General features: G+C 63.1%; 17 protein-coding genes. 7 read left to right on the forward strand and 10 right to left on the reverse strand.

The features are described from left to right. Nucleotides 1–22 precede the first annotated feature (22 nt). From PQR27_RS11720 to PQR27_RS11735, 4 genes are all read right to left on the reverse strand, one after another. Nucleotides 23–2,467: a penicillin-binding protein 1A gene (locus PQR27_RS11720; RefSeq protein WP_408525471.1), complete on the reverse strand. Its 2,445-nt coding sequence runs from the start codon at nucleotides 2,465–2,467 to the stop codon at nucleotides 23–25. 829 nt (nucleotides 2,468–3,296) lie between these two features. Continuing rightward, on the reverse strand, nucleotides 3,297–4,118 hold the full coding sequence (gene hpnK, locus PQR27_RS11725) for a hopanoid biosynthesis-associated protein HpnK (RefSeq protein ID WP_408523813.1): 822 nt from the start codon (nucleotides 4,116–4,118) through the stop codon (nucleotides 3,297–3,299). Further along, nucleotides 4,108–5,358 (reverse strand): bacteriohopanetetrol glucosamine biosynthesis glycosyltransferase HpnI, encoded by a 1,251-nt coding sequence (gene hpnI, locus PQR27_RS11730; protein WP_408523814.1) that lies wholly within the window; start codon nucleotides 5,356–5,358, stop codon nucleotides 4,108–4,110. Before hpnI (PQR27_RS11730) ends, hpnK begins: the two co-directional genes overlap by 11 nt. Nucleotides 5,359–5,364: 6 nt before the next feature. Further along, nucleotides 5,365–5,715 (reverse strand): hypothetical protein, encoded by a 351-nt coding sequence (locus PQR27_RS11735; protein ID WP_408523815.1) that lies wholly within the window; start codon nucleotides 5,713–5,715, stop codon nucleotides 5,365–5,367. Between the two features lie 334 nt (nucleotides 5,716–6,049). Between PQR27_RS11735 and PQR27_RS11740 the strand changes: the two genes are divergently transcribed. Beyond that, on the forward strand, nucleotides 6,050–6,709 hold the full coding sequence (locus tag PQR27_RS11740; RefSeq protein ID WP_408523816.1) for a response regulator: 660 nt from the start codon (nucleotides 6,050–6,052) through the stop codon (nucleotides 6,707–6,709). Then, nucleotides 6,706–8,109, forward strand: coding sequence for an ATP-binding protein (locus PQR27_RS11745; RefSeq protein WP_408523817.1), 1,404 nt, complete (start codon nucleotides 6,706–6,708; stop codon nucleotides 8,107–8,109). Before PQR27_RS11740 ends, PQR27_RS11745 begins: the two co-directional genes overlap by 4 nt. Before the next feature lie 25 nt (nucleotides 8,110–8,134). Here PQR27_RS11745 and PQR27_RS11750 read toward each other — a convergent pair whose 3' ends face one another. The 4 genes from PQR27_RS11750 to PQR27_RS11765 all read right to left on the reverse strand — a co-directional run bounded on the left by PQR27_RS11750 (nucleotide 8,135) and on the right by PQR27_RS11765 (nucleotide 12,938). Beyond that, a complete protein-coding gene (locus PQR27_RS11750) occupies nucleotides 8,135–9,166 on the reverse strand; it encodes a lysylphosphatidylglycerol synthase domain-containing protein (protein ID WP_408525472.1) in 1,032 nt (343 codons plus the stop codon). Between the two features lie 80 nt (nucleotides 9,167–9,246). Then, the gene (gene hpnI / locus PQR27_RS11755; RefSeq protein ID WP_408525473.1) at nucleotides 9,247–10,416 is read right to left on the reverse strand and encodes a bacteriohopanetetrol glucosamine biosynthesis glycosyltransferase HpnI; all 1,170 of its coding nucleotides are present in this window, start codon (nucleotides 10,414–10,416) and stop codon (nucleotides 9,247–9,249) included. 11 nt (nucleotides 10,417–10,427) lie between these two features. Further along, nucleotides 10,428–11,849, reverse strand: a complete 1,422-nt coding sequence (gene hpnJ, locus PQR27_RS11760; RefSeq protein WP_408523818.1) for a hopanoid biosynthesis associated radical SAM protein HpnJ — start codon at nucleotides 11,847–11,849, stop codon at nucleotides 10,428–10,430. A gap of 885 nt (nucleotides 11,850–12,734) precedes the next feature. Further along, complete coding sequence (locus PQR27_RS11765; RefSeq protein WP_007181784.1) at nucleotides 12,735–12,938, reverse strand: cold-shock protein; 204 nt, start codon at nucleotides 12,936–12,938, stop codon at nucleotides 12,735–12,737. 335 nt (nucleotides 12,939–13,273) lie between these two features. On the opposite strand from PQR27_RS11765, the gene PQR27_RS11770 reads away from it, so the two are divergent. Beyond that, nucleotides 13,274–14,719, forward strand: coding sequence for an NAD-dependent succinate-semialdehyde dehydrogenase (locus tag PQR27_RS11770; protein ID WP_408523819.1), 1,446 nt, complete (start codon nucleotides 13,274–13,276; stop codon nucleotides 14,717–14,719). A 79-nt stretch (nucleotides 14,720–14,798) separates the two neighbouring features. Further along, nucleotides 14,799–15,398 carry a GNAT family N-acetyltransferase gene (locus PQR27_RS11775; protein ID WP_408523820.1) on the forward strand — a complete coding sequence of 200 codons (600 nt, stop codon included), beginning with the start codon at nucleotides 14,799–14,801 and terminating at the stop codon, nucleotides 15,396–15,398. A gap of 23 nt (nucleotides 15,399–15,421) precedes the next feature. Here PQR27_RS11775 and kdgT read toward each other — a convergent pair whose 3' ends face one another. Then, nucleotides 15,422–16,444: a 2-keto-3-deoxygluconate transporter gene (gene kdgT, locus PQR27_RS11780; RefSeq protein WP_408523821.1), complete on the reverse strand. Its 1,023-nt coding sequence runs from the start codon at nucleotides 16,442–16,444 to the stop codon at nucleotides 15,422–15,424. A gap of 292 nt (nucleotides 16,445–16,736) precedes the next feature. Here kdgT and kduI point away from each other — a divergent pair, with 292 nt between their 5' ends. The 3 genes from kduI to kdgR all read left to right on the forward strand — a co-directional run bounded on the left by kduI (nucleotide 16,737) and on the right by kdgR (nucleotide 19,400). Continuing rightward, nucleotides 16,737–17,573, forward strand: a complete 837-nt coding sequence (gene kduI, locus PQR27_RS11785) for a 5-dehydro-4-deoxy-D-glucuronate isomerase (protein ID WP_408523822.1) — start codon at nucleotides 16,737–16,739, stop codon at nucleotides 17,571–17,573. Between the two features lie 46 nt (nucleotides 17,574–17,619). Next, the gene (gene kduD / locus PQR27_RS11790) at nucleotides 17,620–18,375 is read left to right on the forward strand and encodes a 2-dehydro-3-deoxy-D-gluconate 5-dehydrogenase KduD (RefSeq protein WP_408523823.1); all 756 of its coding nucleotides are present in this window, start codon (nucleotides 17,620–17,622) and stop codon (nucleotides 18,373–18,375) included. Between the two features lie 137 nt (nucleotides 18,376–18,512). After that, nucleotides 18,513–19,400, forward strand: a complete 888-nt coding sequence (kdgR, locus tag PQR27_RS11795; protein ID WP_408523824.1) for a DNA-binding transcriptional regulator KdgR — start codon at nucleotides 18,513–18,515, stop codon at nucleotides 19,398–19,400. Nucleotides 19,401–19,509: 109 nt separating this feature from the next. Here kdgR and PQR27_RS11800 read toward each other — a convergent pair whose 3' ends face one another. Beyond that, nucleotides 19,510–20,442 (reverse strand): TauD/TfdA dioxygenase family protein, encoded by a 933-nt coding sequence (locus tag PQR27_RS11800; RefSeq protein ID WP_408523825.1) that lies wholly within the window; start codon nucleotides 20,440–20,442, stop codon nucleotides 19,510–19,512. Between the last annotated feature and the right edge of the window lie 776 nt (nucleotides 20,443–21,218).

A 21,218-nucleotide genomic window follows, 5' to 3' on the forward strand; every position in this document is an offset into this window, starting at 1 on the left:
GCGGTGGCGCTCGCCGGCGCGTTCAGCAGATCGTTGGCGGCGTTGGCGGCGTTGGCCGCGTTGGCGGCACGACGTCGTCTGGCGTGGGTGTCGGCGCGGATGCCGGCGTGCCACCGCCATGCGCCTCGCCATCGATCGATGTGCTCGCCGGCGCGGGTGCCGACGCCGGCGCCGCTACCGATGCCGGCGTTGGCGCAAGCAGCGGCGGCTGCGGACGCGCTTCAGCGGCTACCGTGGGCGCGCGCCGCGTCGTGTTGCGCGGGGTCACCGGCGCTTCAGGCTTCGCCGGCGAGGCGAAGATCTGCTGGAACCACCCGTGGATCTTGCCCGTCAGTTCGGCAAACATGCCGGGGGTCTGCTCCGTGTCGAAGCGGACGCGGCTGTCGACCAACCTCGAGCGCTGTGCGCGCTGGAAGAAATCGCCGACGATCGGCAAGGCGCTGTGCGCCCCCTGGCCCCAATAGTCGCTGCGCAACGTTACCCGGCTGTCGTTGAAGCCGACCCAGGCGCCGGCCACGAGTTGCGGATGGATCAGGATGAACCAGCCGTCGGCATTGCCCTGCGTCGTGCCCGTCTTGCCCGCCACATCCCCGCGCACGCCGAAGCGGCTGCGGATGCTCGAACCCGTGCCCCGGTTCACCACGTCGCGCATCACGTCGACCAGCGTGCGCGCGGTGTCGGCTGGCAACTCCTGTTTGGGCGAGGCCGGCGCGAAATCGGCCAGCACTTCGCCGTTGCGATCTTCGATCCGCGTGACCATCACCGGCTCGACATACCCGCCGAGATTGGCGATCGTGCCGTACGCCGAGACCATTTCCTTCAGCGTCACCGGGCTCGTGCCGAGCGCGAGCGACGGCACCGCGTCGAGTTCGCTGTCGCGCACGCCCATGGCGCGGGCGAGCCTCGCGACCTTGTTCGGCCCCACCGACTCCATCAACTGCGCGGTAATCCGGTTGCGCGAATAGGCCAGGCCGTCGCGCAGGCTGATGGCGCGACCGCTCGGTTCGTCTTCGTCACTGGGACGCCAGATTTCGCCGCCCGCGAGCGGGATTTCGACCGGTTTATCGATGAAGGTATCAGCGGGCTTCGCGCCGTTTTCGAACGCCGCGGCGTAGACGAACGGCTTGAAGGTCGAGCCCGGCTGACGCCGCGCCTGCTGGACGTGATCGAACGGATCCTCGCTGAAATCGCGGCTGCCGACCCACGCCTTGATCTGGCCGTTGCGTGGATCCATCGCGAGAAAGTCCGCTTGCACCCGGGTCTTGGACTCGCAGACCGACTTCACCAGGTCGTGGTTGGACGAGACGCGCTTCAGCGCGTCGTCATCTGTCAGGCCCGCGTCTTTCGCGGCGCGGTAATCGGGGGTTTCGCGCAGGAAGGTCTGCAGCAGGTCCTTACCGCTCGCGCAACCCGCGCGCGTGCCCCATGCGGCGTTGGCGATGCCCTGCAGCTGGTTGCCCTGCAGTATCACCGCCTGGGTGGCCATGGTCTGCAGACGTGAGTCGATGGTGGTGCGCACCACCAGTCCGTCGGAATAGATGTTGTAGTCGTTGCGATCGGCCCAGGCCGCCAGCCACTTGCGCAGTTGCTGCGCGAAATGTGGCGCGGGGCCGGGCGGTTCGGTTTGCCGTTCGAAGTCGATGCGCAGTGGACGGCGCGCGAGTGTTGCGTAGGCAGCGGGCGTGAGCTTGCCGTACTTGACCATTTGCGCCAGCACCGTATTGCGCCGCTGCAGCGCGCGTTCCGGGTTGAGCACCGGGTTGTAGTAGCTGTTGCCTTTGAGCATGCCGGTGAGCGTGGCGCTTTCGAGCACATTCAGGTCGCCGGCCGATTTGTCGAAATAGGTCCGCGCCGCCATTTCGATGCCGTAGGCGTTATAGAGAAACGGCACCGTATTCAGGTATGTCTCGAGAATTTCGTCCTTCGTGTAGAGCGCTTCGATCTTGAAGGCTGTGATGGCCTCCTTGAGCTTGCGGGTCAGCGTGGGGGCACGGCCGATTTCATCGGGATACAGATTGCGGGCGAGTTGCTGCGTGATGGTCGAGCCGCCTTGCCGGTCGCCGGAAAAGGTGTGCAGTGCGGCTGATGCCGTGCGCCGCCAGTCGAGGCCGAAATGCTGATAGAAGCGATGATCTTCCGTGGCGATCAGCGCGTTGACCACGTTAGGCGAGATGTCCTTGAGCTTCACCCACTCCCGGTTGGAGGGTTTGAATTCGGCCAGCAGTTTGCCGTCGGACGAGAGGATCTGCGCGGGCTGCTCGATTTTCGCTTTCCGGATGTCGCCGATCCCCGGCGTGAACGGGATCAGGATCAGCACATACAGGAGCAGGAGCGCCGGGATCGCGGCGCAGGTGATGGCCACGCCGCGGCGCGTAGGATGGGATAGGCGCCGCAGGGTTTCTGCGGCCAGGGGCCTTACTTTTCCTAGTTTCTTTGCTGCGCAAGACGCGGAAAGTTGTGTCTTCAGGCGGTTCACTCTTGCTTACCGGATGCTTTGGGGAGGGTGCATCGTACCAAGACGATGAGAGTGGGTTTGGGTTTTTGCCTTTGGCGGCGGCATTTCCTTGTGCCTGCGGCGGTGGCCTTTCCTTGTTTTCTTATTGGTTTATTAGTGTTCCCCCTGTGCGGGGGGGCACCTACTTTTCTTTGCCTGCCGCAAAGAAAAGTAGGCAAAAGAAAGCGGCTCAAACCGCCAACTCTTAAGTGAGTCTCCTGGCTTGGAGGGGCTCGTGGCTCCGTAGAGATTGGCCCTCCGCACCTGCTCTCGTGAGTGACCAGGCCATCATGCTTCCGGCGGCGCTGCGCGCGCCGGGGCGGTACTTCACAAAACCGCCTGCCGCGTTTTACGCATGCGATTTGCCGGCTTCGGCACTGGCGCCAGCACTTCCAAAACCATCAGTATTTTTAGCGCCTCGCCGAGGCGAAGCCGATGGCCCCCACCACGCGCAAACGAAGCACTCGGTTTCCCTGGCAGACCCAACCGCGACGCACGCAGTGCGGAGTGGGAACGAATGACGGCTGTGTCACAGGCGGTTACCGACCGAGGTGTGATCCGTTAATCGGACAACCAGCCCCTCCAAGCCAGGGGACCCACTTAAATGTTGGCGGTTTGAGCCGCTTTCTTTTGCCTACTTTTCTTTGCGGCGGCAAAGAAAAGTAGGTGCCCCCCCGCACAGGGGGAACGCTAATAAACCAATAAGAAAAGAAACACCCAACGCCGTAGGCACACAGAAAAATGAAAAACCAAACGCCGTAGGCACAACCAAAACAATGCCGCCGCGAAAGGCAAAAACCCACTAATTCAAAACATCACCAAACCCTCCAACCCGAACCCCCACCTTCCGAATCGCGTCAGCAACATCAGCTGACAACAACGCCCCAAGCTCCTCCTCATGCCGATAGCCCCGCATCCCAACACTCAAAAACCCATCCCCTCCCACTGCCGGATGGCAATAAATCTCCCCCACTCCATCAGGCAAATCAGCGAGCGCAGCGAGCCACACCCCCTCATGCATCCGTCCGCTATCAGCCATCCCCACCACATAATCGTTATGCACAATCCCCGCCCGGTCCAACCGACCCCGCACCCATGCAATCCATGGCCTCAACCATAGCGGCGCATTCGTCTCAAACGGCAACCGCATCGCCCGCATCCCATACTCGCGGCCAATCTCCACAATCAACTCGAGCACCGTCGGATGCAAATGAAAATGCTTGTGCGTGTTGACGTGATCAAGCACCAACCCCGTCTTCGCATAAGCCTCGAACTGCGCGCGAATCTCTCTCGCGAGCTGCCTTCGCACATGCGGTAAAAAGAAAAACCGCACCCCGTCACGCACCATGTTGCCGCCAAAGCGGCCATGCTCGTCGAGCAGCGCCTTGATCCCCTCGCGCGGCATCACCGCGTCGCCGTCGGTCAGCACCAGATGCAACCCCACCCGCAAGCGCGGCAACGCCCGGGCACGCGCCACCGCGTCGGCAGCGGCGGGCGCGCCGACCATCAGGCTCGCGGCCGTCAGCACGCCGTCCCGATGCGCCCGCTCAACCGCGAGATTGACTCGTGGATGCAGGCCGAAATCGTCGGCGGTAATGATCAGCCCGCGTGCTTTAACCACCATCGGACGTCTCCATGACATCCATCACGCCCAACGCGGTGCCGCGCTCGACCGCTGCGGATGCCCGCACCGGCACGCGCGCGCCGCGCCACACCACGTGTGAGCCGAAGCCACCCACCAGCCATTGCACCGCCAGCAACGCGTCGCGCAACGGCACAAGCGGCAGATCGCGCCAGAACGTGCGCTCATGACGCGCAGCACGAAAATGCAGCAGCATGCGCGCGGCCAATCCAGCCGCCGTACTCGCGCCGCTAGCCATTGCGGCCCACAGATGCAGTGCATCGGGTGGGTCCGCAGCCAGGCTATTGGTGAGCCACGCACCCGCAAGGAGCCACGGCGATGGAAACGTGATGAACAGGAACGCAAAACCCAGTGGATTTAGTGAACGGATCGTGCGCAGCCAACGCGTTTCCCGTTGCCATAAGGCCGGGAACGTCGGCTCGATGACATCGGTGGCCACCATCACACGCGAGAGCACCGTACGCAGTCCGAGCGCGCGCACATGTTCGGCCAGCCAGTAATCATCGGCGAGACGATTTTTTAGCGCGTCGAAACCGCCGATCCGTTCGAGCGTCGCACGCCGCAATGCCAGCGTGGCGCCAAAGCCGAAGCGGCGAGATCCGGCCGCGTGCGCGACTCGCACCGACGGCGCAAACCATTCGTTGATGAACAGCGCGCCGACGCGCGGCCAGAATCCGCCCACGCCTTGCGCCACATAAAGACACGTGACGACGCCCACCCGCTCGTCGGCGAGCGGCGCGGCCACCGTGTCGAGATAATCGGCTTCCATAGCGATATCGCTGTCGGCGATCACAATCACGTCATGGCGCGCCCGCTCCGCCATGTTGATCAGGTTGCTCACTTTGAGATTGCTGCCGTGCACGCGCGTATCGACAGCGAGTTCGATGTCGTGCATCGGATACGCGGCCTGCAAACGGCGCACCACGCCGATCGCGGGATCGTCCGGCGACGACACGCCGAGCACCAGCTGAAAATGCCCGTGACGCTGCTCGCAAAAAGTCCGGAGATTGTCGTAGAGACGCGGCTCGGCACCGCACAGCGGTTTGAGTACGCTCACGCCGACTTTCGCGAAGGGATGCGCAGACTCGCCGGCGCCGCTAAAGCGTCGCGCGGCAAAGAACGGCATGGCCACCGCCGCCAGCAGCGCGTACAGCGCAGCAGCACTGCAGCCAACGAACAGGCCCCATTCGCATGCTGTCAGTGCGTGAGCCGACGTCGCCACGTTCCGTCAGCGCCCGGCGAGCACGAACGGTCTGCCGGTCAGGCGCAGATGAAGAATGACCAGCCAGCGCCGCGGGCAATTCGCTGCGATCGAAACGGGTCGCACGGGCCAGTTTTCAGGTGCTGCGTGATGGCTCTTAAGGGCAAGCTCGAATGCGGCGTGCGCGAACTGCCGTATCACGATCACGCCGCTTACGATCACCGCGAGCGCGAGCAATCGGAACATTGTGGAGCTGAGGGTTTGCGGGGCAATTGGCAGGATCAGCAGCGCAAGACCGATCAGGACTTCGGCCCCCATGGCCGTGAGCGAAGCAGCCATCAGATGGGCGCGCAACATGTCGACGGTGACTGGCTTCATGGCGTGGTCTCGTGACCTGACGAAATGCGCGGGGTATTTCATCAGCGCATTTCGTGGATGAAAAGCGCCGACGCGCACATTCATCGATGTGCTTACGATTACGTTGCGATGCTCCGGCAACACGACGTCGTTCGCGCACTCATATTGGCCGCGCGACACCGACCTGATGAGGGGCGATAGTATCGATTCAAACTGAAGGAAACCTTAAGGAACACAGCGGTATAAAGCAGTGAGCGGACATCATGGATACACTTCAGGTGCGTGAGCGGCACGTGCCTGAAAACAGCGCCGCCACGCACCCGATATTGATCGCAATGAACGGAGTTTCTGTCCCATGCGCGTGCTTCTCGTAGAAGACGACGACCTGATCGGCTGCGGTGTCGAAGCGGGGCTGCGTCAAGCCGGCTTCACGGTCGATTGGGCGCGCGACGGCCACAAGGCCGACCTCGCGCTCGCCACGACCGCCTATGCGCTGGTGATACTCGACCTCGGCTTGCCCAGGGTCTCCGGCATGGAGATACTGAAACGGCTGCGCGCCGCCGGCAACGATGTGCCGGTGCTGGTGCTGACAGCCAAGGGCACGGTGGTGGACCGGGTCGGCGGACTCGAAGCGGGTGCCGACGACTACCTCGGCAAGCCCTTCGATCTGAGCGAACTGATCGCGCGCGCCCGGGCGCTTCTGCGTCGCGCGCAAGGCCGCAGCGTGGAGCTGATCCGCTATCAGGACCTGACGGTCAATCCGGCCGCGCAAACCGTCGAAGTGGGCAACGCGCGCGTGCCCCTCACCTCGCGCGAATGGGCGGTCCTGATGCAGTTGCTGACCCACCAGGGGATTCCCCAGTCGCGCTCGCGTCTCGAAGAAAGCCTGTACGGCTGGCAGGAAGAAATCGAAAGCAATGCGATCGAGGTGCACGTGTCCAATCTGCGCAAGAAACTCGGCGCCAAACTGATCAAGACCGTGCGCAATATCGGCTACGTCGTGGAGAAAGCATGAGGTCCGCGTCGATCCGCCGGCGCCTCGTGCTGCTGGTTCTCGCCAGCATCGTGCTGATCTGGGGCATCGCGCTGATGTCGAGCTACCGGCAGGCCACGCATGAAGTGGGCGAATGGGAAGAGGCGCGGCTCGCCGAACTGGCGCAAATCCTCGCCCTGCTCGATCAGCGCAACCTGACCACCCTCGCGAATGCGCGCATTGACGTACGTGAAGAAGAAAAAGGTGGCGACCCCGGCGCCAACGACGCCGATGACGACGACACCTTGCCGCGCGATGCCTTGTTTCAGGTGCGAAACGCGACAGGTGATGTGCTGGCGGGCAGCCCGCAATTGCATACGTTGCAGGCATGGGACCTGCCGGTGCCGCTGGCAAGTGGCGCGCAAACCATCACGCTCGGCGGTCAGATGTGGCACTCGTTCACCTTGCGCGACACCGCGCTCGGCCACACAGTGCGCGTGTTCGAACCGGCCAATACACGCAGCGATCTGGTCAGCGGCGTGGCGAGCCGGATCGCCCGCCCCACGCTGATCGCGCTGCCGGTGCTGGCTGTGCTGGTGTGGTTCAGTATCGGCTGGAGTCTGGCGCCGCTCAAGATCCTGTCCGGCGCGATCCGCGCGCGCGATATCAACCGTCTGGAACCGGTCGATATCGGCCGGGTGCCGACCGAGGTCCGGCCGCTCGTCGATGCGATCAACCTGGTGTTGTCGCGCTTGCTGCACTCCATCGAGCGCGAACGCGCGTTCACCGCCGACGCGGCTCACGAACTCAAAACGCCGCTCGCCGCGATCAAGGTGCAGGCGCAGGTCGCGCTGGCCGAAACGGACGCGGCATTGCAGCGGCTGGCTATGGAACGCGTGGTGCAAGGCGTCGATCGCAGCGCGCGGCTCGCCGAGCAACTTCTGCTGCTCGCGCGTCTGGATGTGCACGAGAAATTGTCGACGGCGCCGCTCAAGCCGGCCGCGGTCGCAAAAGACACGCTGCTCGCGAACGAGCGCAACGCCCAGCAAAAGAATATTCGCGTGACGCTGACGGGCGACGCGCGCGCCGAGATCAATGCGGAGCCCGTACTGATCGGCATCCTGCTCGACAATCTACTCGACAACGCGATCAAGTACGGACACGCCGGCGGCAGCGTGGAAGTGGCGGTGGAGTACGCATACGGCCGGGTGCAGCTCACGGTGCGCGACGACGGCCCGGGGGTTGCGCCCCACGATCTCGCGCATCTGACGAACCGCTTTTTTCGCGCGACCGGCAATCAGGCCACCGGCAGCGGCCTGGGTCTCTCGATCGTCGCGCGGATTGCGGAACATTTCGATGCCAAACTGCATCTCGGCACCGGCATGGACGAACGCGGGCTCGCGGTCGAGGTGTCGTTTCCTGCCTACGCGCGTGTGAGTTGAGCCTGCGTTTGACAGGCGCGCCAACCTAGCGCCGGCTCGTCTCGGCCACGCCGGCCTGCTCCGTGCGCCCCGACTGTTCAGGCGGAGCGGACGCGCGATTCGACGACTCGGCGAATTGCCAGGCGAAGAGTCCCGGCACGAAGATCAGCAAATCACGAATGCGCCTCGCCCCCGCGAGCGCGAGGCAGATCGACGGGTCGAGCCCCAGCGCGCCGCCGATCAGGATGAAGCCGCCTTCCTGAACGCCCAGGCCGCCCGGCACAAAAAACGCCGCACTGCTGACGGCCTGAATCAGCGATTCGATCACCACCGCTTCGGTCAGGCTCACCTGTACGCCGAGGAAGTACAGCGCGAGCCAGATTTCCAGCGCCGTCAGGAAGCATTGCAGCGGTTGCCAGAAGAACAGATAGCGCAATATCGCGGCGCGTCTGCGCCAGATCAGCATGATCGCCTGATCGATCTGCGCCGATTGCCCGACGAGCGCGGCCAGTTTGCCGCTCGTCATATGATTGAGTGCGCGCGTGATGCGCTCGAACGGACTCGCGTGCTGCACGAGTGCGAACAGCACCAGCAGCGGCGTCAACACCACCACGCCCCACGCCAGCTGGCTGGCGAGGCGCAGCGTATTCGACTGCGCATGCGCGAACAGAAAACCGATGCCGACCATCGTGAACAGCAACTGGCTGATGACCGTGAGTTGCATGTCGACGATGATGCTGCCGACCGCCATGGACGGACGCACGCCCCAGCGTTTGAGCATGCGGAACGACACCACCTCGCCGCCAATGCGCGCCACCGGCAACATGCAATTGACGGATTCGCGCACCCACACCAGATGCAGCATATTGGCGACGCTCGGCCGGTTCGCGCCGCGAATGAGCAAGCGCCAGTCGCAGGCATTGGCGATCATCGGCAACACGTGCGCGATCGCTGCCAGAAAGAGGCCCGCACCCGCGGCACGCAGTGCGCCGAGCACGGCACCGGGATTGCTCTGCCAGACCAGCCACAGCGACACCAGCAAGCCAGCAAGCGCGGCAATGCGGCCGAGATGCTTCATCACGCGACCACCCTCCGCGCCTGCTTCAGGCGCGCCGCGGGGTGCTCGCCACCACCTTCCGGATATTCCCGCATCATTGCTTACCCAGCCTGCTGTTCATCCGTCATTCCGTCCTGCACGACCGACAACAGACCATCGCCATCCACCTTGAAACTGAAACCGCGCCAGATCACGCGCGAGGACCAGAAGCTCGCGACGAAAATCGAAAAGGACACGATATCCCATAACGGCAATAGCCACAGGTCACGATGCGCCTGCTGCAACGCCCGATCCGACAGCAGCTTCAGCGCGAGCCGGGCACATACGGCGACCAGCGCGAGCAGCCAGGCCCACAGCGCGCCGCCCGACAAGACGATGGCGAGCAGTGCGAAAGCGAGCGGGTGAATCAGCGCCGAGCCGAGATGGCCGAGCGGATCGATGCTACGAATCGTGCGGCTCCAGCGCAGTTCGTGCGCGATCAGTTGCGTCGCGCTCGATTCCACGCAGGCGTGCGAGATCGTGAACGGCGGAATCACCACCTTCTCACCGATCATGCGCACGGCTTCGCCGATTGCATGGTCCTCGGCCAGATGCTCCACGAACGGTGTGAAGCCGCCGATTTTTTCGAGGGTATCGCGTCGCATTGCGATGCTCTGTCCAAAGCAGGGACGCGCGAGGCCGAGCGCAAGCCCGGTCACCACGCCGGGCAGGAACTGGTAGTTGGTGGCCTTGGCCGACATGCGTGGCCAGAAGCCGGGATCCGGCGTGCCGCGATACACGCACGTGACGAGACCGACACCGGGTTTCTGCAATTCGCCGATCACATTGCGCAGATACTCCGGCCCGACGCTCACGTCGCTATCGGCGAACACCAGCACGTCGTGGCGGGCCTGCGGCAACATATTGAGGATGTTGCTGATCTTGCGATTCGGACCGTACAGGCGTGCGTCGGCGACCACGGTGATGTCCGCTTGCGGATGCAGGCGACGCAGATCGTCGACCGTTTGCAAGGCGGGGTCGGCCGAATCGTGCACGCCAAACAGGAATTGCACGGAGCCTGGATAGTCCTGCCGACAGAAGCTCGACAAATTAGTGAGCAGCGCCCACTCATTGCCGTGCAATGGTTTGACGATCGTGACCGGCGGGAAGCTGGTCGGCTCGGACACCGCTCTCTTGAAGAACCGGCCGATCAGCGCACCGGCCAACACCGTGTAGGCAATGCCGAGAACTGCGCCCGCCGCACACGCATAGGCTAGCGTGGCGACCAGCATATGCGCGGCGCTCACGCCTTGTGGGCGTGCAGGAAGCGGAAGAATTCGACGCCTTCACGCAGACGCCGTTTCATCATGTCCCAACTCGTCAGCATCTCGCGCAGAATTTCCCAGATTTTCGACGGGCGGAAATAGAAGCGCTTATAGAAGTTTTCGAGCTGGTGGTAAATCTCGTCACGCGACAGATGCGGATAGCCGATCGCCGCGACCTGCACCCCCGATTTACTGACGAGGTTGATGATCTTGTTCTCTTCCAGCCAACCGTTCTCGACCGCCTGGTTGTAGAGCGTCGTGCCGGGATACGGCGCGGCGAGCGACACCTGGATCGTAAGCGGATTGATCTCTTTCGCGTACTCGATGGTCTTCTGGATTGTTTCCTGAGTCTCGCCCGGCAAACCAAGAATGAAGGTGCCGTGGATCTTGATGCCGAGCTTGCGGCAATCCGCGCTGAAGCGACGGGCGATGTCGGTGCGCAAGCCCTTCTTGATGTTCAGCAGGATCTGGTCGTCGCCGGATTCGTAGCCCACCAGCAGCAGCCGCAGGCCGTTTTCCTTCATGATCTTCAGCGTCGCATAAGGCACGTTCGCCTTCGCGTTGCACGACCATGTGACGCCCAGCTTGCCCATACCGCGAGCGATTTCCTCTGCGCGCGGCTTGAAGTCGGTGAAGGTGTCGTCGTCAAACATGATCTCCTTGACTTCAGGCATGTTGTCGCGAATCCACTTCACTTCTTCCAGCACGTTCTCGACCGAGCGGGTGCGATAGCGATGGCCGCCCACAGTTTGCGGCCACAGGCAGAAGGTGCACTTCGAGCGGCAACCGCGGCCCGTGTAAATGGATACATACGGGTGTTTCAGGTAGCCGTTGAAGTAATTTTCGATTTTCAGATCGCGCTTGTAGACTGGCGCCACGAAGGGCAGCTCGTCCATGTTCTCGAGGATCGGGCGTGCTTCATTGTGCTCGATCGAACCGTCGCGGCCGCGATAGCTCAGACCTTTGATCTGCTCGAATGGCTTGCCTGCGGCGATTTCCTGACAGGTGAAATCGAATTCTTCGCGGCAAACGAAATCGATTGCATCGCTCGCTGTCAGCGAATTGTGCGGATCGACCGCAACCTTTGCACCGACCATGCCGATCAGGACCGAAGGATTGCGCTTCTTCAGCTGTTCGGCAAAAAAGGCGTCGGTGGGAAAGGACGGTGTGCTGGTATGGATGACCACCAGCTCGTATTGTTGCGCGATGTCGAGCGATGCATCGACGGACAAGCCGTCGGCGGGAGCGTCGAGCACGCGGCTATCGGGAACGAGCGCGGCGGGCTGTGCGAGCCACGTCGGATACCAGAACGAGCGGACCTCACGTTTGTTCTGGTAGCGCGAACCCGCGCCGCCGTCGAAACCGTCGAATGACGGCGCCTGCAAGAACAGGGTTTTCATGGATGCTCCAGCAGGATTCCCGTGGGTGCGAGTTGTCGCGCAGATAGTACGGAGGAAAGCTGAAGGAAACCTTAAGGGGGGCGGACGCGGTGGCGTGGGGGTTTTTTGCCTTCGGCGGTGGTGGTGGTTTGCTGTGTGCCTGCGGCGTTGGGTGTTTCTTTTGTTATTGGTTTATTAGTGTTCCCCCTGTGCGGGGGGGCACCTACTTTTCTTTGCCGCCGCAAAGAAAAGTAGGCAAAAGAAAGCGGCTCAAACCGCCAACTCTTAAGTGGGTCCCCTGGCTTGGAGGGGCTCGTGGTGCGATTAACGGATCACACCTCGGTCCATAAGCGCCAGTGACACAGCCGTCATTCGCTCCCACTCCGCACTGCGTGCGTCGCGGTTGGGTCCAGCACGGAGACCGCGCGCTTCGTTTGAGCGCTGTGGGGGGCCATCGGCTTCGCCGCGGCGACGCGCCAAAGCATGCTGGCAGGTTTGAAAGTGCCGAAGTTGACAAGGCTATGCCACTGCGAACCGCAGCGCAGCGTCAACCGCGAGCGGCAAAAGAACGAAGTGGTTTGGTGAAGTACCGCCCCGGCGCGCGCAGCGCCGCCGGAAGCATGACGGCCTGGTCACTAACGAGGGAAGGTGCGCGGGCTCAATCTCTACGGAGCCACGATCCCCTCCAAGCCAGGGGACCCGCTTAAAAATTAGCGGTTTGAGCCGCTTTCTTTTGCCTACTTTTCTTTGCGGCGGCAAAGAAAAGTAGGTGCCCCCCGCACAGGGGGAACGCTAATAAACCAATAAAAAATGAAACGCCCACCGCCGTAGGCAACCAGAAAAATAAACCACCCAACGCCGTAGGCACACAGCAATAATGCCGCCGCAAAAGGCAAAACCCAACCCTTATACAGGCTTAATATCTGCTGCCTGCTTCCCCTTTGGCCCTTGCTTGATTTCGAAGCTGACCTTCTGGTTTTCCTGCAGCGACTTGAAACCCTCGCTGCGGATCTCCGAAAAGTGAGCAAACAGATCTTCGCCACCGTCATCCGGTGTAATAAAACCAAAACCTTTCGCGTCATTAAACCATTTCACTGTACCGGTCGGCATGTCGATTCCTCGTTTGCATCTGGGTTGATTGGGTTGCATTCGCCGCTTTTCACCAGCGCCCTGCACTATCCAGGAGCGCCGGCTTCAACCAGCTCCCGCTACTGCCATTTGACTTTACGCCAGTTTGCGCGGCAATGCTTAGGCCTGATTTTTTCCGTCGCGGCAACAGTCCCGGCAAACCGTACGCCCGCACCACGATCGAGCGCGCCGCCGATGCCCAGGCGCGCAATCAGATAAGATGATTGTTATCGGCAGTCCACCCCGGGCCGCGCAGGCTCAGCCCATCGTCTCACGCCCGCGCGACCTATCGTTTTCCCATATACAGGAACCCCAGCATGGCCACCTCGAGCTATACCGATACCCGACTTCTGATCAACGGCGAATGGTGCGACGCCGCCAGCGGCAAAACCCTCGACGTCATCAATCCCGCCACCGGCCAGGCCATCGGCAAGGTCGCCCACGCCGGCATCGCCGATCTGGACCGCGCGCTGGCCGCCGCGCAGCGCGGCTTCGAAGCCTGGCGCAAGGTGCCGGCCAACGAACGCGCCACCACCATGCGCAAGGCCGCGGCACTGGTGCGTGAGCGCGCCTCCGACATCGCCCGCCTGATGACGCAGGAACAGGGCAAACCGTTCGCCGAAGCGCGTGTCGAAGTGCTGGCCGCCGCGGACATCATCGAGTGGTTCGCCGACGAGGGCCGCCGCGTCTACGGCCGGATCGTGCCGTCGCGCAACCTCGCGGCGCAGCAAACGGTGCTGAAGGAACCGATCGGCCCGGTCGCTGCCTTCACGCCGTGGAATTTCCCGGTCAATCAGGTCGTGCGCAAGCTGAGCGCGGCGCTCGCCTGCGGCTGCTCGTTCCTCGTCAAGGCGCCGGAAGAAACCCCGGCGTCGCCGGCAGCGCTGCTGCAGGCGTTCGTCGAAGCCGGCGTGCCGGCCGGCACGGTGGGCCTCGTGTTCGGCGATCCGGCCGAGATTTCCGCCTACCTGATCCCGCATCCGGTGATCCGCAAGGTCACGTTCACGGGTTCGACGCCGGTGGGCAAGCAACTGGCGGCGCTCGCCGGTGCCCATATGAAGCGCGCGACGATGGAACTGGGCGGTCACGCGCCGGTGATCGTGGCCGAAGACGCGGACGTGGCGCTGGCCGTGAAAGCAGCAGGCGGCGCGAAATTCCGCAACGCGGGCCAGGTGTGCATCTCGCCCACGCGCTTTCTGGTGCACAACAGCATCCGCGAAGAGTTCGCGGCGGCACTCGTCAAGCACGCTGAGAGCCTCAAGCTCGGCGACGGTCTGGCTGAAGGCACCACGCTGGGGCCGCTCGCCAACGCACGCCGTCTGACGGCGATGAGCAAGGTGCTCGACGACGCGCGCAAGACCGGCGCCAAGGTCGAAACGGGTGGCGAACGCGTAGGCTCGGAAGGCAACTTCTTTGCGCCGACCGTGCTGACCAACGTGTCGCTCGAAGCCGATGTGTTCAACAACGAGCCGTTCGGCCCGATCGCCGCGATCCGCGGTTTCGACACGCTCGAAGAAGCGATCGCCGAAGCAAACCGTCTGCCGTACGGCCTCGCGGGCTATGCATTCACGAAATCGTTCCGCAACGTGCATCTGCTGTCGCAGCAGATGGAAGTCGGCATGCTGTGGATCAACCAGCCGGCCACGCCGTCGCCGGAAATGCCGTTTGGCGGCGTGAAGGACTCCGGCTACGGTTCGGAAGGCGGCCCGGAAGCCATGGAAGGCTATCTGGTCACGAAGGCGGTTTCGGTGATGGCGGTTTAAGCCGGGCTTCTGCCCTCCTTTGCTATCCCTGCTCACTGTAGAAGGTCCGCGAGCGGTTGCTCGCGGACCTTTTTCTTTTATGAACGACGCAATCCAGAAACAGATGCAACCCACCCTGACCGGACAGCATGTCGAGCTCCGTCCGCTTCAGCAGAACCACGCACAGGCATTGCTGGACGCCGCCGCGGATGGTCAGTTGTGGAACATGAAGCTGACGGTGGTGCCGGGGCCCGCAACCGTCGACGGCTACATCGAGAGCGCGCTCGCGGGACGCGAGGCCGGCACTGTGATGCCGTTTGTGATCGTCAGGCGCGAGACCGGCGCGGTTGTCGGCAGTACGCGTTTCTGGAAGATCGACCGGGCGAACCGCAAGCTGGAAATCGGCCATACGTGGCTGGGCGAATCGGTGCAGCGCTCCGCAGTCAATACCGAAGCAAAGTACCTGTTATTGAGCCACGCATTCGAAGTCATGCAGTGCGTGCGCGTGCAGTTCACCACCGACGAACTGAACGAGAAATCCCGGGCGGCGATTCTGCGCATCGGCGCGAAGCAGGAAGGCATCGTCCGGCATGAACGGATCATGCCGGACGGGCGCAAGCGCAATTCGGTCCGCTTTAGCATCATCGATACCGAGTGGCCCGCGGTGAAGGCGATGCTGGAGGAAAAACTGGGGCGGTAAGCCAGGGCCCGCCCCACGCGGCATCAAACGTGCACGTCCCGCTCATTGAGCGGCGCGGGTGGCGTTGTTGCCGCCGCGAACTCCTCACGCAACGCATCGCGCGCATGATGCCTGCGCACCCACAGCGCAGTAAGAATCGGCACGAGGATCGCCGTCACGAGACACGCCGTCGCGACCATCGCTGTCGCGGCCGGCACCAGTGGCTTGAAGCGCGGAATCATCTCGCCAATGATCGCCGGATTGGCCACAGCGGCCCCCGCCGTCGACGACGCCGCCAGCCCCGCCGCGCCGTTGCCGCCCGCGATCCAGCGGTCGGCGAAAATCAGCGGAATGCCGGTCACGACGATCACCCCGAGGCCCAGCACGATACCCGGCAAGCCGCTCGTCACGATCACGTTCAGGTCGATGCCGTTGCCGAGCGCGAAGCCGAAGAACGGAATCAGCGGATGCACGCAGCGGCCGAACAACTCGCGCAGATCGCTATCGAGATTGCCAAGCGTGAAGCCGATCAGGAACGGCAACACCGCGCCGACGAAAAGCCGCGGCTCGAAAAACGCCACACCGGTCGCACCGAGAATCAGCATGCTGATGAGCGGCCCCGATTCCACCGACATCAGCACGAACGCGCCCGCCTCCTCGCGGGTGCCGTACTGCTGCATCACCGCCGCATAGAGACCGCCGTTGGTCATGTCCATCGAGGTCGTGATCGCCAGCACCGAGAGCCCGGCGAACAGCCCCGCCTTGACGCCGTCCACGGGAATGAAATGCGCGGCGACCAGCGTCGCGATCCATGCGACCGCCATTTTGGTCACGAGCAGCGTGCCGGACTTGCGCAACACCACGCCGGTGGCCCGCAAATCGATCGTCGCGCCCATGCAGAAGAACCACACCGCCAGAATCGGCACGGTACCGCTGATCAAGCCATTCGTGAACGATCCGAAGTACTTCCCCGCCCCGGGCGCAAACGTGTGGACACAGGCGCCAAGCAGTAACGGTACCAGCATCAGGCCGCCTGGAATGCGGTCGATCGCCTTCTTGATCTTCATGCCTCCTCCATGGACTTCGCGTCCAGTTGTCGGGTGAATCACCCGGGGTGATGTCCCGTTCTATCGCCGGGCTGCTCCCTTTCGGCGCAATATAACATCATGAAAGGAACATCGTTCCGATTTCATTAAACTTACGCCTCATCGTTTACCCGTGCGTCGAAGGAAAGCCTTGCCAGGCAAAATATGAGGGCACGATATTTTCGGACCACTGTTCCACAAATCGGCTTTTGCGCTACAGTCGAGCCCACAGCGGCGCCGCGCAATGGCGTCCGGAACGAACGGAGGGAGAACGATGGAAGTAAGACAGAGCGTGAACAGCGAGTACGCGAAGACGCTGGATACCGCGGGGCTGCGCAAGCAGTTTCTCGTCGAGCAGGTGTTCGAACGCGATGCGCTGAAGCTCACCTACAGCCACATCGACCGCATCATTGTCGGCGGCGTATGGCCTGCCACGCACGCGGTCGAAGTGCCTACGTCGCTCGGCAAGGCCATCGGCGTCGGCTATCTGCTGGAGCGCCGCGAGCTCGGCGCGATCAATATCGGCGGCGACGGCTGGGTCGATGTGGATGGCACGCGCTACACGGTGCGCCACGAAGAAGCGATCTACATCGGCAAAGGTGCGCAGGCGCTCGGGTTCGGCAGCGACGACGCCGCGCGCCCCGCGAAGTTCTACCTGAACTGCGCGCCCGCGCACGCGTCGTATCCGACCCGCACGATCTCGCTCGCGCAGGCGTCGCCCGAACCGCTCGGCGCGCCCGAGACGAGCAACCGCCGCACCATCTACAAGTTCATCGTGCCCGAGGTGCTGCCCACCTGCCAGCTCTCGATGGGCATGACGAAACTCGAACCCGGCAGTCTCTGGAACACGATGCCGTGCCACACGCACGAGCGGCGCATGGAGGTGTATTTCTATTTCAACGTGGCCGATGATGCGGCCGTCTTCCATATGCTGGGCGAGCCGCAGGAAACGCGGCATATCGTGGTGCATAACGAGCAGGCCGTGATCTCGCCGAGCTGGTCGATTCACTCGGGCGTCGGCACGCGCGCATACACCTTTATCTGGGGCATGGTCGGCGAGAACCAGGTGTTCAGCGACATGGATCACATCGCGGTCCGCGACCTGCGTTGACGGCCCGCATGCTGCCCATCCAGAACCACACAGGAACCTACGTAGCGTGAACACTTTCGATCTGACCGGTAAGGTCGCCATCGTCACCGGCAGCAACACGGGACTCGGCGCCGGCATGGCGGTCGCGCTCGCCACGGCCGGCTGCGACATTGTCGGCGTCAGTCGCGCGGATGCAGGCGACACGCCCGCGCGCGTCGCGGCGACGGGCCGCCGTTTCGCGGACGTGCGCGCCGATCTCGCCTCGATCGCGCCGGTCGACGACATCGTGCGCGCGGCCGTTGAAGCGTTTGGCCGCGTCGACGTGCTCGTGAACAACGCGGGCGTCATCCGCCGCGAAGACGCGCTCGATTTCGCCGAAGACGACTGGGACGCCGTCATGGACGTCAACCTGAAGAGCGTATTCTTTCTTTCACAGGCCGTTGCCCGGCAGTTCGTGAAGCAGCAGAGCGGCGGCAAGATCATCAATATCGCGTCGATGCTGTCGTTTCAGGGCGGCATACGCGTGGCGTCCTACGCGGCGTCGAAAAGCGGCGTGCTCGGCCTCACGCGGCTGCTCGCGAACGAGTGGGCCGCGCACGGTGTCAACGTGAACGCGATCGCGCCAGGCTATATGGCGACCGCCAACACCGCGGCGCTGCGCGACGATGCGCAACGCAACGACGAGATTGTCGGCCGCATTCCGGCGGGCCGCTGGGGCACGCCTGAGGATCTCGCGGGACCGGTCGTGTTCCTCGCGTCATCCGCGTCGGACTATGTGCACGGCCATACGCTCGCTGTGGACGGCGGGTGGCTCGCACGCTGATCCGGCAAAACGTCACGCGCAGCGCGGGACGCGGTATGCTCTCGGCGCCTGGTATCGTGGCAGCAGCGGGCCAGCGGCGGCCTGACACTGGCCTGGCACCGGGTTGCATCGGGTAGGATCGACAGGGAATCACGGACATGACAGCAATGGGCAGACAGCGTAAAGACGACGCCACCACGCAGGATCCGGACAATGCGGACGGCGGCGGCATGGGCAACCTGTGCAACGACAAGGGCGAATCGGCTTCGTCGGTCGGCAGGGTCTTCGCGATTCTGGGCGCGCTCGGCGACAGCGGGCAGATCGGCATCAGCGAACTGTCGCAGCGGCTCGGCATGTCGAAGACCACCGTGCATCGCGTAATGCAGACGCTCAAGGCGCTCGGCTATGTGACCCAGGAAGTCGAAACCGAGCGGTACCGGCTGACCATCCGCCTGTTCGAACTCGGCGCGAAAGCGTTGGAGAGCGTCGATCTGGTGCGCGAGGCGGACGTCGAGATGCGCCGCATCGGTACGGCAACGCGCGAGGCGGTCCACCTCGGCGCATTCGACGAAGACGCCATCATCTACATCCACAAGATCGACGCCGACTACGGGTTGCGGATGCAGTCGCGGATCGGCCGCCGCAATCCGCTGCACAGCACGGCGATCGGCAAGGTGCTGCTCGCGTGGATGGACCCCGCCGAGGCGCGCGAGGTGCTCTCGCACGTGGAATTTCGCAAGTCGACCCAAAAAACGCTCGGCTCCGCCGAGGCCGTGCTGAGCATCCTGCCGCGCGTGCGCGAGCAGGGCTATGGCGAGGACAACGAGGAACAGGAAGAAGGCCTGCAGTGTCTCGCCGTGCCGGTGTTCGACCGCTTCGGCCGCGTGATCGCCGGCCTGTCGATTTCGTTTCCGACAATGCGCTGCGGCGCCGACACGAAATCGCACTATGTCGCCCTGCTCAGGCAGTCGGGTCTCGCGATCTCGACGCGACTCGGCTATCGCGACGCGACAGCGCCGGAGCATGCGGCCGCCGAGCAAGGTTGAGCCTCCGGCCAGGAAGCTTCGCCTCTACCGGTTGATGAAGCCCGCAGAGGCATGCCTCATCAGGCTTCCCTCGCTGGCCCGCGCCGGCGCCAGCCAGCGGCCGCAGCACTTAAGCAGCCTTCGCTGCCTGATTCGGCTCGACGCGGCGCGTGACGCTGCGGCGACCGTCCACGCTGACCGGCACATCGCCCTTCAACGTCACACGGCGCACCACACGGTGTGCATCGCCGTAGTCGTTGACGGCGTAGTGCTGGGTCGCGCGGTTGTCCCAGATCGCCACGTCACCCGCCTGCCAGCGCCAGCGCACGATGTTCTCGTGGCGCGTCACGTAGCCTTGCAGCAACTCCAGCAAATGCGCTGACGCATTCGGCGTGAGGCCGACGAAACTCTTGACGAAGTGTCCGAGAATCAGCGTCTTCTCGCCGCTTTCCGGATGCACGCGCACTACCGGATGCTCGGTCTCGTAGCGCGTCGACACAAACACTTCCCGATAGCGCTTGAGCGCTTCGGCATCGCGGCCGCGCTCGCCGACATTGGCATGGTTCGCGTAGTCGTATTCGTTGCTATGCACCGCCCATAGTTGTTCGGCCAGCGCCTTGAGCGGCGGCGGCAGATCGTCATAAGCCGTGGCGGTGTTGGCCCAGACGGTATCGCCGCCTACTTCGGGGTTCGTTACGCCACGCAGAATCGACGCCTGCGGATAGGCATCCACGAACGTCACGTCCGTATGCCACGAATTCGCGCGGCCGCCACGGTGCGAATCGAGTTCGAGCAGATAGTCGGTACCGTCCACCACCGGCACGGTGGGATGCGAGACCGGCTCGCCGAGGAGCCTCGCGAACGCTTCCTGATCGGCATCCTGCAGGTGCGTCTGACCACGGAAGAAGATCACCTTGTGACGCACCAGCGCGGCGCGAATTGCTTCGACAGTGGCCGGCTCAAGCTGGCCCGACAGGCGCACACCGCGAATTTCCGCACCGATACGGCCCGTAACGGGATGAATGTCCAGTGCGTTGGACGTCGCGAGACTGAGATTCGACATGCTGTGGCAACTCCTGAGTTTAAGGACGAGAGAGGCCGGCGCGCCGCGTCATCCGGGTTGAATGCTTCGCTCGCGGTGCTTATGGCTGACCGGAGAGAAATGCGGTTAAACCTGAACGACCGGTGACAGTCGGGTCCCTGATCTAACCAGTGTTCCGGGCGCGCGCAAAAGAATTGTTTTTTCTGTGCTTATCAGGCGGCGGACAATGCGTGCGCGCACTGATGCGATAACGTGGATATCGCCGTGATGCGGGAGTCGTCAAGAGGGACCGCGCAACGCGCCATTGCGCAAACATCAGGTCAGCGCCGATCCCGAGTCTGAAACCGAATGTATCTGTTTCGCATGCGCGCAACGATATGCCTTCCCACGCGCGCTCAAGCTGTTCTGCCATCTTCGGCGTGATCTGACGCAGCGAGCCGAATGCGCTAGCGCGCGATCTTTTTCGCAGCGCGCTCAACGAGTTGCCTGCTCGCTTCGTGTCTTCTCAGCGGCGAATCCTGATGCGTCGCGAGCGCATCGTCCCGCTTCGTCTTCTGCGCAAACAGGCAAAGGCATCGACACGTCCTGTTACACACAAACACACCGGTAATCCCACCGCTCAGTAGAGTTCGGATCACACGCAAAACGGAGTGCAACATCATGAAAAGAATCTTCGCGCTAGTCCTTCTCGCCATCACGCTCGGCAGTGCACTGGGTGGTTGCATCGTGGTCCCCGCAGGCGGCTATCACGAGCACTATCGCGACCACTATTGAGCGCAGAAATCTTAAGCAACGCC

Source organism: Paraburkholderia fungorum (genome assembly GCF_046027215.1).
GTDB classification, from domain to species: domain Bacteria; phylum Pseudomonadota; class Gammaproteobacteria; order Burkholderiales; family Burkholderiaceae; genus Paraburkholderia; species Paraburkholderia fungorum_D.